14 protein-coding genes are annotated in these 16,273 nt (G+C 51.0%); 10 read left to right on the top strand and 4 right to left on the bottom strand.

Features of this window, described 5'->3' with window-relative positions:
* Positions 1–43: 43 nt before the first annotated feature.
* Positions 44–1,699 carry an AMP-binding protein gene (locus EHW58_RS01550; protein WP_152794227.1) on the bottom strand — a complete coding sequence of 552 codons (1,656 nt, stop codon included), beginning with the start codon at positions 1,697–1,699 and terminating at the stop codon, positions 44–46.
* 363 nt (positions 1,700–2,062) lie between these two features.
* Between EHW58_RS01550 and EHW58_RS01545 the strand changes: the two genes are divergently transcribed.
* From EHW58_RS01545 to EHW58_RS15990, 5 genes are all read left to right on the top strand, one after another.
* Positions 2,063–2,545 (top strand): TetR/AcrR family transcriptional regulator, encoded by a 483-nt coding sequence (locus EHW58_RS01545; RefSeq protein WP_194163195.1) that lies wholly within the window; start codon positions 2,063–2,065, stop codon positions 2,543–2,545.
* A 321-nt stretch (positions 2,546–2,866) separates the two neighbouring features.
* Positions 2,867–3,247: a hypothetical protein gene (locus EHW58_RS01540; protein ID WP_152794223.1), complete on the top strand. Its 381-nt coding sequence runs from the start codon at positions 2,867–2,869 to the stop codon at positions 3,245–3,247.
* A gap of 146 nt (positions 3,248–3,393) precedes the next feature.
* Positions 3,394–4,581, top strand: coding sequence for an acetate kinase (locus EHW58_RS01535; RefSeq protein ID WP_152794221.1), 1,188 nt, complete (start codon positions 3,394–3,396; stop codon positions 4,579–4,581).
* Positions 4,582–4,987: 406 nt separating this feature from the next.
* Positions 4,988–5,515 carry a TetR/AcrR family transcriptional regulator gene (locus EHW58_RS01530; protein WP_152794583.1) on the top strand — a complete coding sequence of 176 codons (528 nt, stop codon included), beginning with the start codon at positions 4,988–4,990 and terminating at the stop codon, positions 5,513–5,515.
* 98 nt (positions 5,516–5,613) lie between these two features.
* Complete coding sequence (locus EHW58_RS15990; protein WP_152794219.1) at positions 5,614–6,300, top strand: transporter substrate-binding domain-containing protein; 687 nt, start codon at positions 5,614–5,616, stop codon at positions 6,298–6,300.
* On the opposite strand, the gene clcA is transcribed toward EHW58_RS15990, so the two are convergent.
* Complete coding sequence (gene clcA / locus EHW58_RS01520) at positions 6,294–7,688, bottom strand: H(+)/Cl(-) exchange transporter ClcA (protein WP_077578407.1); 1,395 nt, start codon at positions 7,686–7,688, stop codon at positions 6,294–6,296. The genes EHW58_RS15990 and clcA overlap by 7 nt on opposite strands.
* Positions 7,689–8,105: 417 nt before the next feature.
* Positions 8,106–9,395 carry an alpha/beta fold hydrolase gene (locus tag EHW58_RS01515; protein ID WP_152794216.1) on the bottom strand — a complete coding sequence of 430 codons (1,290 nt, stop codon included), beginning with the start codon at positions 9,393–9,395 and terminating at the stop codon, positions 8,106–8,108.
* Positions 9,396–9,598: 203 nt separating this feature from the next.
* Here EHW58_RS01515 and EHW58_RS01510 point away from each other — a divergent pair, with 203 nt between their 5' ends.
* The 4 genes from EHW58_RS01510 (at position 9,599) to EHW58_RS01495 (ending at position 13,977) form a co-directional block, all read left to right on the top strand.
* Complete coding sequence (locus tag EHW58_RS01510; RefSeq protein ID WP_046075728.1) at positions 9,599–10,075, top strand: MarR family winged helix-turn-helix transcriptional regulator; 477 nt, start codon at positions 9,599–9,601, stop codon at positions 10,073–10,075.
* 22 nt (positions 10,076–10,097) lie between these two features.
* Positions 10,098–11,156, top strand: a complete 1,059-nt coding sequence (locus tag EHW58_RS01505) for an HlyD family secretion protein (RefSeq protein ID WP_152794214.1) — start codon at positions 10,098–10,100, stop codon at positions 11,154–11,156.
* Between the two features lie 12 nt (positions 11,157–11,168).
* Positions 11,169–12,206: a DUF2955 domain-containing protein gene (locus tag EHW58_RS01500; protein WP_152794579.1), complete on the top strand. Its 1,038-nt coding sequence runs from the start codon at positions 11,169–11,171 to the stop codon at positions 12,204–12,206.
* Between the two features lie 166 nt (positions 12,207–12,372).
* Positions 12,373–13,977 (top strand): methyl-accepting chemotaxis protein, encoded by a 1,605-nt coding sequence (locus tag EHW58_RS01495; RefSeq protein WP_370517809.1) that lies wholly within the window; start codon positions 12,373–12,375, stop codon positions 13,975–13,977.
* A gap of 92 nt (positions 13,978–14,069) precedes the next feature.
* Here the strand turns inward: EHW58_RS01495 and EHW58_RS01490 are convergent, their stop codons facing one another.
* A complete protein-coding gene (locus tag EHW58_RS01490; RefSeq protein WP_152794212.1) occupies positions 14,070–14,966 on the bottom strand; it encodes a LysR family transcriptional regulator in 897 nt (298 codons plus the stop codon).
* Between the two features lie 142 nt (positions 14,967–15,108).
* Here EHW58_RS01490 and EHW58_RS01485 point away from each other — a divergent pair, with 142 nt between their 5' ends.
* A complete protein-coding gene (locus tag EHW58_RS01485; protein WP_152794210.1) occupies positions 15,109–16,257 on the top strand; it encodes an S-(hydroxymethyl)glutathione dehydrogenase/class III alcohol dehydrogenase in 1,149 nt (382 codons plus the stop codon).
* Positions 16,258–16,273: the final 16 nt, after the last annotated feature.

Genomic DNA, 16,273 nt, shown 5'->3' with positions numbered 1-16,273 from the left:
ATGCCAATAGTGGGTGAGTGTTATCAGGCGATGAGAGAAAGGATCAGTCCCAGTCTTCTTCCCATTGCACTAAGGTGCCTTTTGGCCAGTGAGTACCGATATCATGATACTCTTGCTCCAGCTTGTGGCGGCGAATTTTCAGCGTCGGCGTGAGTTTGCCGTTTTCAATACTCCAAGGTTCTTTAATCATCAATACGCCTTTGATTTGCTGGTGTGACTCCAGCTCCCCATTGATGGTATCAATCACCTTCTTCACCCGGCGCTCATAACGCGCGCGGTCAAAATGTGGAAAATGGTGTGGCAGCGCGAGCAGAATAGGCGCTGGCATGCCTGAACCGATCACACAGAGCATCTCGGCATTAGAGAGCTCGAACAAACGCTTTTCAATCGGCACGGGCGCGACAAACTTACCTTTGGCGGTTTTAAAGGTGTCGTTTTTGCGACCCGAAATACTGAGATATCCCTCGTTGTCGAGTTCACCGAGATCGCCGGTATGCAACCAGCCATCTACCAAGGTTTCTGCGGTGGCTGCTTCGTTTTTGTAATAGCCGCTAAAAAGCCCCTGACTTTTGACTAAGATCTCCTGATCGTCAGCAATCTTGATTTCAACGCCGGGACCTGCATTGCCTACAGTACCGATTTTGTCTGCTCTAAACGGATAATTGAGGGTGCTGTAGGCATAGCTTTCAGTCATGCCCCATGCTTCGGTAATGTGCAACCCAAGTTTTTCATACCATTGCAGCAGGGCAGGAGCGACAGGCGCCGAGCCACAGCCCAACACGCGCGCCTGATCCAACCCCAGATTTTTCGCGATTTTGCTTTTAATCAGGCTATTGACCAAGGGGATGCGAAGGAGGAGGTTGAGTTTGCCGTCCGGCAGCTTTTCTTGAATACGTTGCTGGAACAGCGTCCAAAGCCGAGGAACAGAAATGAACAAGGTGGGGCGATGCATTTTGACATCTTCGATAAAGGTATCGAGCGATTCAGGGAAAGCGGTAGGGATCCCGCCCATAATTGCTGACCCCATGATGTAAACCCGCTCGGTAATATGCGCCAGTGGGAGATAAGAGAACAAACGGTCATCAGGCTCAATGCCAATATGGTCAATCAAACGCTGAGCGGACCAGCAGTAGCCGCCATAACTTAAAATCGCCCCCTTAGGTAAGCCCGACGTGCCCGAGGTATACACCAAGGACATCACATCACTGTCTTGATGCACAGGGCGCTCATCTGATGCCTCATGGTTGGCGATCAAATCATGCCACTCGTAATGGCAGCTAATCGTGGGATAAGGAAAGGCAATGGTCTTTAAGCCTGGCATGTTTTCCAGTGAGGCGCTCAGGGCTTTACTGTCATCAAGCTTGCCTACAAACATGGCTTTCGATTCGCTGTGGGTCACCACATGATCAATGGTGTCTGTCCCGGCTGTGGGAAATATCGGCACGCTGATATAGCTGCCCATCATCATCGCTAAATCGGCAATAAACCATTCTGCGCAGTTTTTGGAGATGAGCGCGACTTTATCGCCGGGTTTCAGTCCCATATCACGCAGTGCGGTAACCATGCGCAATGCTTGGTCGGCCACATCAGCAAAGGTGTAGTCATGGAAGCGGCGGCCGTGAATTTGGCGCAGAAAAACATGGCTTGGACGTTCATCGGCCCACCGCAGGATCTGATCGTTCGGTTTGATATGTGACATTGGACTTCCTCATTGTCGCAACGTAAGACTACGTTTAAACGTTATAATAATGTTAATTTAGTGATCAGGGGCGAGGAGAAGCAAGATAATCATTTAAACACGTGTTCAAATTATGACTGACGGCACTATTTGCAGTGATTTGCTTCGGATTTTTCAGTTTTTTCATATTCTTCTCAATAAGGTTTTTGGAAGTTTGATCCGCTTCAGCGTCTTGGTAAAGCGTTAGTGTCAGGCTGAGTGAGCCAGTCTGTACTATTTTAAAAGGGGCGGGACTTTTTCGTGAGTTAGCCTGACCGCGAGCCGAGTGGCGCGCGTGTCATCACAGCGCCAATGACGGCGATTGACGGGGAGAACAGATTACGCATGCCAAAACGCAGTAAAGCCCAAACACAGCAAACCATTGAGACTATCTTGGCAGAGGCGAAGCGGCAGCTGTTGGCGCTTGGTTATGAAGGAATGTCTTATACCACGCTCAGTGAAGCGACAGGCGTATCGCGCACCGGGATCAGCCACCACTTTCCCCGCAAGCAAGATTTTATGGTCGCATTAGAGCCTTTTTTGGTGGAGAGCCTGCGTACGCCCCTCGATACTCGCAGTACCATCAATGCGTTTATGAAAAGCTGGATGCAGGCGATGCATGCCGAGGGTGAGTTTAAATCAACGCTAAAGCTTTGTTTTTATGTGTTAATTAGCGGCAAAGCCGATCATGGTGCCGCATTCAGATGTTTAAAAACGCTGCAGCAAGAGTGTGAACAGCAGATGCAAACCGATTTAACGGTCGCCTTTTCGCAACTGTTAGGGGCCAGTGTGTTGCTGTGCCGTCAGCGAGCTGACGCGAAATCCTAATGTCATCGCCTTTTAACCCGGGTTATGGTGCGAGAGATGACCTTCCGTTGACAGACAGTCCCTGCGTTTTTTGGTATAGTTGTCATGCTTTCTAAGCAACACATGTATTTGGAGATAACCATGAACAATACCGACCATCCTCCGAGTCTTAACGGAGAAAAATAGCGACTGTTGGTATTGCTACATTTCATTGTGACCGACTGTCGTTGATAGTTGGCCCCGCCTGCTTTGTTTTTCTCCTCTCGCTGTTATACATCACTCTGCCCTGCTGGGCACTATGTTGTTGATGGTCGTTACCTGCTGCCAATCGGGAGATTCGCCATGACGGTAATGAACAACGCTTTTACTGAACCGACCACTTTTTCAAGGTCAGAAATCGTGGCTGCTCGCAATGCCTTTTTGCAATATGAGCTCAACAAGCAAGTTGAATTGCTCACGGTCATGCCCCATGAGGAGTGTATGGCTGTGCTGGGTCACTGCTCAGTGGCGCATGTCCACCAGCTGCTTGAGCGGTTATATGCGCAAGGCCACCAACGTCTAGCTCATCAATATGCTCTCAGCCTAGGGGTGACGGGTCCACATCGCAGTCTACTCGAGGGCGTGGGGACTTGGATCCGCCGGAGACGTGCCCTGGTTACTTATTTTTCATTAGTGTTGGCTGTCGCTGCCGTGAGCTATTTATCGGTTTTTGTTTTTGTCTAGTCCGTGCGCACTTAGCTTGATCTTACGCAGTAAATTGTTGCGCAAGTATGCTATCACTATAACGACAGTTGAATTGTTCAAAAATATTTTAATAATGGGGTGACGGCCGTGAGCCGTTATCCTAATTCTGCCAATAAGGTAACCCTATGAGTGATGCACTGGTACTCGTTATTAATTCAGGTAGCTCGTCGTTAAAGTTTGCATTAATGGATGCGCAAACTGGCGATGCGGTGATTTCCGGCGCTGGAGAATGCTTTGGGCGCGATGACGCGCGGATGAGCTGGAAAGTCGACGGTGAAAAAACCGAGAAAACCTTAAGTGCAGGACGCAACCACCACCAAGAGGCCATGGATATCATTGTGGGCCTTATCGAAAGCAACCAGTTGAGTGACAAACTGCAGGCCGTTGGCCACCGAGTGGTACACGGCGGTGAAACCTTCAGCCAAGCCACCTTGATAGACGATGCCGTACTGGCACAAATTGATGCACTAAAAGCCTTGGCGCCATTGCATAATCCCGCGCATGTAGTGGGCATCAAAGCGGCACGCAAAGCCTTCCCAAGCTTGCCGCAAGTCGCGGTTTTCGATACTGCATTCCATCAAACCATGCCGGAAAAAGCGTATCACTACGCGATCTCGCGTCAGCTCTATAATGATTATGGCATTCGCCGTTACGGCTTCCACGGCACCAGCCATTATTATGTGAGCCGTGAAGCCGCTAAATGGCTTAACCAAGCACCTGAGCAAACCAACGTAATTACCGTACACCTTGGCAACGGTGCCTCTTTGTGTGCGGTGAAAGATGGCCAAAGTGTCGATACCAGCATGGGTTTCACGCCATTGGCGGGATTGATGATGGGCACACGCTGTGGCGATATCGACCCATCCATTTTAGAGTTTCTCTCCAAAAAAGGCCTGAGTACCGATGAGATCCATCATGAATTGCTCGACAAAGCAGGCTTATTGGGTGTTTCGGAATTGACGAACGATTGTCGAGGCTTGGTCGAGGCGGCAGAGCAGGGTCACAAAGGTGCACAATTGGCGTTAGAAATGTTCGCGTATCGCGTAGCAAAATACATCGCAAGTTACATGGTGCCTTTATCTCGCCTGGATGCGATTGTTTTCACAGGCGGAATTGGCGAGAACTCACTGCCAGTGCGTGAGATGATTCTCAAAGAGCTGGCCATTTTCGACTATCAAGCGGACGCCGATGCCAACGCCGCCGCGCGTTTTGGTGCCGCAGGACAAATCACCACCCAAGCGTCACCGCTAGCATTGGTGATCCCAACCAACGAAGAGCTGGTGATCGCACAACAAGCTATGGCAATGGCCTGATTGTCGTATCTTCCACTGTCTATGAAGCGAGCCTGTGGCTCGCTTTTTTTATGCCTAAAAATCAAGCTATATCAAGCCTTATGTGATCCGTCATAAGGCTTTTTGTATATAATGGTAGACAAAGTGCATCGGTTTTTGATTTGATGCTCGAAAGATAAAAAAAGATTGGTTAGGTATGAAATGGTATAACGTGATTAAGGCTTACTTACTGGAAGCCATGATTCTCGGAGGCGCGTTCGCGCTAGGCGTGTGGCTAACCCTTTCAGGCTATTTGCTTCATTAGTGTTGGTATGGGTTCCTAAGCCTTGCGCGACTTAGGAACTGAACTGTTTTAGCCCCGCTTGATCCCATGCCAATACACAGGCCAATGATGTGGTTCACCGAGGTTATTGATCACCGCCGCAATATGAGCAAGCGCGATCACATCTTGGCGGTGGCCGAGTCGTTATTTAATCAGTTTGGTTACACCGCGGTGGGCGTCGACAAAATCCGTGATGAAGCCGCGGTCTCAAAGACCTCTATGTACCGCCATTTTGGCGCTAAATCGGCCTTGATTGAGGCTGTGCTGCAAGCGCGTCATACAAGATTTGAGCAGGGATTGCAGCAGGCTATTGATGCGCATCAGGATAAAGACGCCCAATTGGCGGCGCTCCTCGATTGGCATCTGGCGTGGTTTAAACAAGACGACTTTAAAGGCTGTATGTTTATGCACGCAATTGGCGAGTTTAAGAGCAGTACAGACAGCCAAATTGTAGAGATTGCTAAAGCGCACAAAGACAAAATTTACGGCTTAATTGAACAGGTTGTTGGCTCAAAGGCCACTGCTGATGCGGTGATGACGCTGTTGGAAGGGCTAATCGTAAGGGCTGAATTTGATGTACTCCCCGACCGTGAGTTATGTCTTGCCATGTTACGAAGCTTAATAAGACCCTAGGAATAAATCTAAAAGTGACAACGTCACTAACAAGCGCATAGACGATACGCCGGAGCTCTTCTAATCTCTAAAGGGATGTGGACTCTTGGAGTGGTAATGTGAAAAACGGATGGATCTTTGTCGTTTGTTGGTTACCGTTGTGTGTCATGGCAAATACACTAACGATTGCTTATCGTGATGCCAGTGACTCTGTTTCTTTGGCTACTAAAGCGATTGTAGAGCATGCATTCACTGCCATTGATGAGCGTATTGTACTGACATGGATGGAAATGCCACTCGCACGGTCCGAAAACGCCCTAGCCAAAGGGATTATCGATGCGGATTTTGGCCGGACACGACTGGCCTATCAGAATATTCCTGAAGCGGTTTATCCGAAAGAACCTCTGATGTCATTGGACTATTATTTATTTGGATACACGCACGTGTTAGAGCCAGAAGACTACCAGTATGTCGTGGGAGTTATTGGTGATCAGGTTACTGTTGAAATTGCAAAACGCTATCAGTGGCAGCTTGTTAGTGCTAGAACAGAACGCGCTGCACTGAATATGGTTAATAGCCACCGGGTTCAAGCGATGATAGGTTATGGTGGCATTAAAAGTATCCTGGATAAAGAGCAGTTTACTGAGGTTCGTATGGGAGAAAAACCGGTTGATTCTGTCTCGGTTTTTCTCGTCTTACATCAACGTCATCGGCAATTAATCGAACCTCTGAATGCCGTATTAAAAGAAATGAGAGATAGTGGCACGATCACCGCTCTACTCGAAAAACACGGCATCCCTCATTGAGATGCATTTTCTATCCGAAGTTTCTGCTCGCGTACTTTACGACGCAATAGCTCCGTATAAATTGGTTGTCCACCAAGCAACTGTGCGACCAAGGTGGCACCGAGGGTGGTGATGATTAACGGCAAAATCAGATAATAGTTGTTGGTCATTTCAATCACCAACAAAATACCGGTAATCGGCGCACGCACGGTTGCGGCGAACAGAGCGCCCATGCCCGCAATCGCAAACATACCCGGCTCTATTCCCATATCAGGGTACATATTGGCAACTACTAACCCATACACTGTGCCTAACAAGGTCCCTAGCGCCAGCATGGGCGCAAAAATGCCCCCAGGCGCACCCGAGCTAAAGCAAATCACTGTCAGTAATGTGCGTGCCATAAAGATAAACAGCAGGGCACTGATTGAATAATTGAGGGTGACGAAATCTGGCACTAAATTAATGCCACCATGGGTCAGCTCAGGCGCATAGATAAGTAGCAAGCCAAAAAAGCCGCCTAACGTGGCACCCACTAACCAGATCCGTTTTTGGCTTTTCTGATAAAAGCGTTGAAAAAAATCCTGAAAGCGCATAATCAGAAAATTAAACAGTACGCCAAATACCCCAAAACAGCAGCCCAGAACGAGAAAGAACCACAGCGAAATAAGTGGCGGCGTTTCGTATTGTGGTAATACAATTACCGCCTCTTGGCCATTGATATAGCGAAAGACGATATCGGCCATAATCGCAGCAATGATCACCGCTTTAATTGAAATTAAGGTATAGCGAAATTGTGGTCGCATTTCCTCAACCACAAACATGATAGCCGCCAATGGAGCATTAAAAGCCGCCGCCAGCCCCGCTGCAGCACCGGAGGCGAGCAAGGTTTGGTTACTGTTCCTGTCTTTGATGCGGCAGGTATCGGTGACCATTCGGCCAATATTGGCACCAATTTGCACGCTTGGGCCTTCGCGACCGAGAATCATGCCAGAGCCTAACGCGCCTAAACCACCAAAAAACTTCACTGGAATAACTCGCCACCATCGTGAGGGACGGATGCCTTCCATCGCGCCCTCAACCTCTGGGATCCCCGAGCCTGCCGCTTCAGGAGCAAAACGATGAACAAGCCAATAGCCGAGTAAGGCGAGCCCCGCGCTAATAAGAAACGCGAGTACACCCAATGGAATCATCGAGTTGATGTTACTGTCTAACCATTCGGTTCTGGATTGAGACAGTGAGTGGATGGCGAGCTCGAAAAGGGTGACCACCACGCCGCCCAAAAAGCCAATGACTACCGCGAGTAAAAGGATAGAAACGGGCGTTTTATCGCGAGACCATAATTTATCAAAGAAAACACTAGATTTGTAAAAAATGGCTCTCTTCTTGCCTGTTTTACTTACAATTTTCATCTGTGTGAACGCAAAGTTTGAAAAGAAAAGTGACGATGTACGGTGGCACAACTTCCTACGCTAACATCGTGCTGGGAACGTCCTGTTCCCTGAGAGAACGCATTTATACTACGCCAATTAACGCAACATGCAAGCGCTTGACGGATGCCTAATTGTCCAGTGATAAAGACAAAATCCGTGGGAGTAAGCGATACATTAACGAGACAGCCGTAAGCGAACATTTTTATACGTTTAACCGGTGTGCACCGTATTAACAGTCAGCGTATCAGCTTTGTCAGCGCCAATAATTGATTTGAATTAGATCACAGTTTGTTGCAGTGAAAATGTCCGCAGACGCTACATCAGATTGGTAACCGTGATGCGGCCATGCCAAAGCAGCAAAGGCATGGCCATCGTCATTAGGTAAGCGGAGCGTCATTAACCATTGAGGGCGGCTAGGTTATCGCCGATATCGATTAAGCAATCCAAAATACGCTCGCCATCGACGCCAATGCCGTTGTGTTCGTACTCGTTGGTCATCCACGCTTGGCTGTTGGCAACCTTCGCCAAGGTTTGGCGGGAGTAATCAAACTCAACAAACATGTCATCCACATAGGTGGCACAGGCGAGCGGTACCGTGTTGTGCTTGAGCACCTCGAGATCATAAAGCGCCGGCCAATCCGATTTGTCTGCCAACAACATCGCGGCCTCTCTGAGTGGTTTGAGCGTGGCAAGTTGATCAAACATCCACGGATAGACCATTTCGCCGGTAAACCGGAACGGTTGATCGGGCTGATAGTGGAACTGCGGGAACTGATCGCGTACTCGATGGGCTGACCACTGCGACGCCTGCTGCTGGCAGTAAATCGATTCATGCAAAATAGCGTAGAAAGGGTTGGTTAAATACCCTTGTTCTGCCTGCATCGCATCAAGGAATGGATAGCTCAGCACACGCTCGCCATTCACCTCAATAAAGGCTCGTTCCAATAAATAATAAAGCGGCAGCCCCGCATGACCACGGCCGAGATTTAGGCCAATGGTCTGGAACTGCTCCACCGTAAACGGCTGACCGTTTGGCAGCGTCACCGCATTGTTTTGCAAATACTGGGCAATCTCGTGACAGCGGGCTTGTGCATCGGGGAACTGAGCGAAAAACTGCTGGTTCTTATCTTCCACGCGCTGATAGGTTTTTTGATACACAGCATCGGCGTGCCCCTCGAGCGGCGGGATACCGCCGGTGACAAAGGCGCGTGATAGCGATTGTGGAAAGAACGACAAATAGGAGAGGGCACAGAACCCACCAAAGCTTTGTCCGAGGATCGCCCATTGCTTGATGCCTAACGCCTCGCGTAAACACTCGGCGTCTTTCACGATGCTATCGGCACGAAAATGGCTCAGATAGTCCGCTTGCTCAGCGGCAGTGAGATGGGCAAGCGTTTGGTGATTCACCGGCGAGCTTAACCCTGTGCCGCGCTGGTCGAGCAACAACACGCGGTAATCGTCTAATGCCCGTTTTAACCAACCGCTCGCGCCATTAGGGCGAGGCGATTCCATGCCAGGTCCACCTTGAAAATACACTAGCCAGGGTAACGCTTGCTCATTTTTACGCGTATCGACGATTTCGCGGGCGAAAATCGAGAGAGAGGGGCTGTTAGCGTCATTATGATCCAGCGGCACATCAATATGATGGCTGCGATAACGGAGATGGCGATCCCACAGATCTTGCATGGTAATTCCTTTACAAACAAAAAGATGACGCGAGATAGATTACCAGAGATGGTGGTAAGCAGCGAGCGCGTTTCATCCAAGCAACCTGCTATGTTTTTGTGATGCTCGTCACCTTTCTATTTACTTAGCCTGCTAACTATTTTATAGTGTCTGCCTGGTATTACTTAGCCTGCTAAGTATTTTCACGATGGAAGGAAAACTCGATGACATCGCCCAATCCCGAACACATGTCTATCGCTGAGCACTTAGGGCGCACGGCGCGATTATGGCGCCGTGTGGCGAATTCAGAGCTTGAGCCTCTGGGGCTGAGCTATCCACGTTGGAGTGCGCTTTGGATGTTGCGCCGATTGGGGGATGGCATCAGCCAAAGTGAATTGGCACAGGCGCTGGAAATTGAACTGGGCTCTTTGATGCGCACGTTGAAGCATTTAGAAGCGCAGGGGCTGATCACACGGCGCTGCTCGCCCGAGGACAAGCGCACCCGTACGGTGCATGTCACCGACAGTGGTAGTGACTTAATGTCACGCATCGAAGCGCGGGTATTGCGGGTGCGCAAGCATTTGCTCTCTGGTATTGCGGCTGAAGATTTTGACGCCTTGGAGCGGGTGTTGGTCACCATTAATCAAAATGCAATGGACTATACCGCCACCACCGAAGACGACTGCGGCACAGAAGAATAGGTAATAGAGGTAAGAAGTACGAATGACACCGGATGAAAAATTTGCACGTTGGGTAAAAGTGGCCGCCCTCAGTTTTGTTTTGATTTTTGGCTACTTTTTGGTCGCCGATAACTTGATGCCGCTGACGCCTCACGCGATGGTCACGCGCACGGTGACTAAAGTGGCCCCGCAAGTCAGTGGGCCGGTCAGTGCGCTGGCGGTAGAAAACAACCAACGGGTTCACCAAGGCGATATTCTGTTTCGGATTGAAAGTGCGCCTTATCGCATTGCGGTCGACCAAGCCAAACTCGCCCTTGCCCAGGCAAGACAGACTAACGCCCAATTGGATGCTTCACTGATGGCCGCGCGGCAAGATGTCTCAGCATTGGCATCGGTCTTGGCACAAAAAGCGCGTGAAGCAAAACGCTTAAAAGCTTTGTTCGCTAAAAATGGTGTCTCGCAGCAGCAACGTGATGATGCGATCAGTGCGGCTAATACCGCCCGCGCCAAATGGGAAGCCGCGAAAGCGCGCGTTAGTGCCCTTCAAATTCAACGTGGCGGTGACGGTGCCAGCAATATCGCCGAACAAGTGGCGCTGAGTAAACTAAAAAAAGCCCAGCTTAACCAATCCTACACCACTGTTAGAGCCAGCCATGATGGGGTGGTAACCAACTTGCAGCTGGATGTAGGGGCTTATGCCAGTGCGGGTAAACCGCTGATGGCCTTGGTGTCTGAACGCGCCGATGTGATTGCCGACTTTCGCGAAAAAAGCGTACGTGATGTGCACACCGGCACGCCAGTGAATGTCACTTTTGATAGCGAGCCGGGCAAACTTTACGCGGGACACGTGAGCAGTGTCGATGCTGGGGTCAGTGCCGGACAAATCGACGCCAATGGTCAACTGGCCTCACCGTCTAACTCCAACCGTTGGGTGCGTGATGCGCAGCGAATGCGCCTGCACATTCAGCTCGACGAATGGCCTGGCCACTCGTTGCCAACCGGAGCTCGCGCCACGGTACAGTTAATGCCAGAAAGCGTGGTGACGCAGTGGCTGGCCCGTGCGCAAGTCCGCTTTTTGAGTATGCTGCATTACATTTACTAAGGGGAGCTGATGATGAGGTTATGGCATCACCCCTTAAGTGATAACGATGTGCGCCAGTGCGCGCGCATTGCCACCGGTGCCACGCTCGGATTTGCGGTGTGTAAGTTTTTCGGTTTTAGCTTCGGGGTGTTTTTTACTGTCACGCCGATGTTGTTGCTTGGACTTGTACCCGTGATTAACGGTCGTGCTGCGCGGCAATTGCTCGCCTCCGCGGTGATCAGTGGGATAGAAGTCGGGCTGCTAGGCGGATTGTTTGGCGCGCACCCTGGATTAATGACGCCGCTGGTGTTCTTGCTCTTCACCTATAAGTTTGCCTGTATGTCTAAAGGGCGCTTCTTTCTTTTTGGCGCCAACAGTGTGTTAAGCTTGAGCATTATGCTGCACTTTGCCAGCTATCCCGATTTACCGATTAACACCTTAATCTTCGGTAACCTGGTCGCCAATGTGTTATCGGTCGCGGTGGCGTATCTAGTGACTTGGTTAATTCCCGATGTGACGCCGCGTCAGCCGCCTGCTGCACCGGCAGTGGGGAAACAATCACACCGGATGCGACACGAAGCGCTGATGGGCGCAACCTTGGCCACGGTCTCGTTTTTCATCTTCCAGTTGTTTGACTTGCGCGATTCAATTTCAGCACAAGCCACCACTGTGTTGTTGCTGTTTCCGATGCACTGGAATGGCTCGCTCAGCTATGCACGAAAACGGGCGATAGGCACAGTGCTCGGCGTCGCCTACGGCATTGGCTGCCAAGTAATATTATATGATTGGTTTAACGTGCTGATTTTAGTAATCCCGCTGCTATGGATAGGCACCATGCTGTTTGCCAACGCCCACTTAAAGGAGGCCGGTGGCTCAGGTGTGGGGTTTGGTGCCATGGCTACGCTTGGGATCTTATTCGGGCAATACTTAAGTCCCAACCAAGACTTTATGTATGATGCCTTATACAGAGTGAGTAGTAACCTGGTAGCGATTGTGCTCACCTTGATGTTGTGTTTTATGGTGCACAAGCTGCTTAATTGCTTTTCCGCGACTCGGTTTGGTGCCGCGTAAGCGTATGAACTACTGAATATCTTCCTCGCTTTAGTCAATTGATAATGATTATTTTTGCGGTAAATGTCTCATCCTAATTTGACTTTTGCGAGGTATCGCTTGTTTCTCCTCCGACCTGTCGCTATGCTCCATGGCTGTTATGATGCACAGATAGGAAGTCAGCGAAGTGAAAAAACTCATCCTGATCGTGGTATGCGCCATGTTTGCCGTTGCGGCGATTGCCAGTATCACCGCAACCACCTTTATCTCGCATGACGAGATAGACAACATTATTCTCAAGCGTTCGCAAGCACAGGCTGAGCTCCTGGCCGATCGTGCTGAATACATTTTAGAAAACTCTTCTACTCCCACCGCCGATTTACAAGACATGGTGTCGGATCTCAAAGGTCGCGACGACATCAGCTATGCGGTAATGATTGATAAAAACATCAAAGCCATTGCCCACAGCGACACCCAAAAGCTTGGCAAGGTGTATAGCGATAACTATACCGTCGCCGGTGCTGGCCAAGGCCAACCGCAGCATTCTCGCTGGTATGCCGATGTGCAAGAGGTGTGGGTATACGACATTATGATGCCGGTTTATGTCGATGGCCGCCTGTGGGGCGCGTTTGATGTTGGCATCCCGATTACGGAGGTCGATGCCGCTGCTAATGGTATCGCCATTGCCCAGCTCACCGCGATTGGCTTGATTTTTATTGGTTGTACCCTGGTGCTGGTATGGCTATTAGGCCGTTTATTCGCGCCACTCAAAGGCCTAGAGCATGCGCTGGCGGATATCTCCAAAGGTGATGGCGACCTTACCGTACGCTTGCCAGTGACCGGCAACAACGAAATTACCCGTATATCGGTGGCGTTTAATACCTTTGTGGAAAAAATCGACCAAATCATTGCCAATGTGGTGGAAACCGGTGAAGAGCTGGGGCGCTCGGCCGAATCGCTGCGTGATAAAGCGGCGCACTCGCTGAAACGTGGTGAGTCGCAAAGCGAACAAGCCTTGCTGGTGGTCACCTCGATGAATGAGATGATCGCTACCATCAACGAGATCTCACAAAGTGCTTCGAATGCGGCAGATTCGGCCTCGTCGGCGAACAGTGAAACCGAAGCCGGTAAGCAAACCTTGGCCGAAGCAACCGCGACGATTAACCAGCTCGACACCGAGATGGATAATATGTCGACGGTGATCACCTCACTGGCCGAGCGCACACAATCCATTGTGTCGATTCTGGATGTGATCCGGGGGATCTCCGAGCAAACGAACCTGCTTGCCCTAAACGCAGCCATTGAGGCAGCACGCGCGGGCGAAGCGGGACGTGGCTTTGCGGTGGTGGCTGACGAAGTGCGCAGTTTGGCGACCAAAACCTCGCAATCAACCGAAGAAATTCAATCAACCATCGATCAGCTTCAGCAAGAGGCGAAAAATGCGGTTGATGCCATGGATACCAGCAAAGCGCTGACCACCGAGGGCAACCGTGCTACTGAGCAAGCACTGACTGCACTCGAAAGCATTGCCACGCAAGTCAGCACCATCTTGGACATGAACACCCATGTGGCGACGGCGACCGAAGAGCAATCGAGCGTGGCGAATGAAATCAACGTCAATATGGATACGGTCAACCAAGCGGCGCAAGCAGGGCTGGATGATAGCCACAGCCTTGAGGCGAGCAGCCAAGATTTGGCCGGTTTGGCGCGTACCTTGGATCACCATGTCGGCGCATTTAAAATCTCGGCAATTAAACCTGCCGAGAGCGCATTGCGGGCGGCGCGCGACTAATTGAGCGTTTACCCCGAGCAACCTCTATCGCCAGCCTTGTGCTGGCGATTTTTTTGCCAGCTCGCGCATCACACTGAGCCCGAATCAGGCAGTTAAATGCCTGTTCGTAGCTGCTGGGCGGGTAAGTGCTCGGCCAGAAATGCCAACCAAGCTGATACCTTGGGCTGTAACTGCCGCCCGCTCGGATACAGCGCCCAAATGCCTTCATCTTCTACCCGATAATCGGTTAACACTTCCTCCAACTCGCCGCTTGCCAACGCGGATTGCACGTAATAATGCGGCAGTTGAGCCAGCCCTAATCCGTGCTTGGCGGCATTGAGTAATGCCACGCCTGAATTGCAGCGCAATCGGCCTGATACCGTTAACGTGCGCACTTTGCCGCCGCTTTGGTAATGCCAATGCTCGTTCGATCCCACTAAGCAGCTGTGGTGACTCAGTGCACTGGGCGACTCGGGGCGGCCATTTAAGGCCAAATAGCCTGGGCTGGCGCAGATGGTTAATTGGCGCGATCCCAGCCTTTTCGCCTTGAGGCTCGAATCCGGCAAATGACCAATACGAATCGCCACATCGGTGCTGGTATCTGTCATATCCACTCGCCGATTAGTCAGATGTAAATCCACCGCCACTTGCGGATAGGTCACCATAAATGGCGCGAGCAGCGGGGCGATATATTGCTCACCAAAGTTAACCGGCGCGGTGACGCGAATAGGCCCGGCAGGTAATGACTGAGCTTGAGTAATGGTTTGTTCGGCATCCATCAACGCGGCCATCAGCGGTCGGCAGCGTTGATAGTAGAGTTCGCCCTCATCGGTTAACGACACCTTCCGCGTAGTACGATGAAATAGCTTCACCCCTAAATACGCCTCGAGCGCAGCCACCCGACGACTCACTGACACCACCGTCGTGTCGAGTTTATTGGCCGCTTGCGTGAAGCTGCCATGCTCGGCGACCGATAAAAATTCGTTAAGTCCTTCCCAGTGGGGCGCCATTGCTGTCTATCCTGTCTCTATACACACATATACATTATTTCGTGAGTGAAATAATAATTTTCAAATTTGCGGGATTATAACTAAATCTAACTTGGTTAGCATAGTCAGGTATGCAATTAACAAGAACAGAAAGGAACCTCCAATGGCACTAACCATCCAGCCAGGACAAACACATATCAAATCCAAAGCCGCGGTTGCCTGGGGACCCGGTCAACCACTGAAAATGGAAGAGGTCGATGTTGAACTGCCCAAGCCGGGTGAGGTGTTGGTCAGAATCGTCGCTACCGGCGTGTGCCATACCGATGCGTTCACCTTATCGGGCGACGATCCTGAAGGCGTCTTCCCCTCGATTCTCGGCCACGAAGGCGGCGGGATCGTCGAAATGGTCGGCGAGGGCGTCACCAGCGTGGACGTGGGCGACCATGTGATCCCGCTTTACACCGCCGAATGTGGTGAGTGTAAATTCTGCCGCTCGGGTAAAACCAATCTGTGTGGCGCGGTACGTGAAACCCAAGGCAAAGGCCTGATGCCAGACGGCACGTCGCGCTTTTCTATCAACGGCGAGACCATTTTCCACTACATGGGCTGCTCGACCTTCTCGGAATACACCGTACTGCCAGAGATCTCATTAGCGAAAGTGAGCAAAGCCGCACCGCTCGAAGAAGTTTGCTTGCTCGGCTGTGGCGTGACCACCGGCATGGGCGCGGTGATGAATACCGCCAAAGTAGAAAAAGGCGACACGGTGGCGATTTTTGGTTTGGGTGGCATTGGCCTGTCAGCCATCATCGGCGCACGTATGGCCGGCGCGAGCCGCATCATTGGCATTGATATTAATGAGAGCAAGTTCACCCTTGCCAAGCAGCTGGGTGCCACCGATGTGATTAACCCGCAAGATTACGATCAGCCAATCCAGCAAGTGATTGTGGAGATGACTGACGGCGGCGTCGATTACTCGTTCGAATGTATCGGCAATGTGGATGTGATGCGCCAAGCGCTCGAGTGCTGCCACAAAGGCTGGGGCGAGTCAGTGATCATTGGGGTTGCCGGCGCAGGCCAAGAGATTTCGACCCGTCCGTTCCAGCTAGTGACAGGGCGCGTCTGGAAAGGCTCGGCGTTTGGTGGCGTTAAAGGCCGCTCGGAGCTGCCCGGCATTGTCGAGCGCTACCTCGATGGTGAGTTTGGCCTGCAAGAATTTATCAGCTACACCATGGGCCTTGATGACGTGAACCGTGCCTTTGAACTGATGCACGAAGGCAAAAGCATCCGCAGCGTGATCCACATGGACCAATAACAGGACGGCCGCCGTG

Source organism: Salinivibrio sp. VYel1, assembly GCF_009377945.1.
Taxonomy (GTDB): Bacteria; Pseudomonadota; Gammaproteobacteria; order Enterobacterales; family Vibrionaceae; genus Salinivibrio; species Salinivibrio siamensis.
Note: the sequence above shows the minus strand (reverse complement) of the source record. Positions and strands in the feature narration are given on the sequence as shown.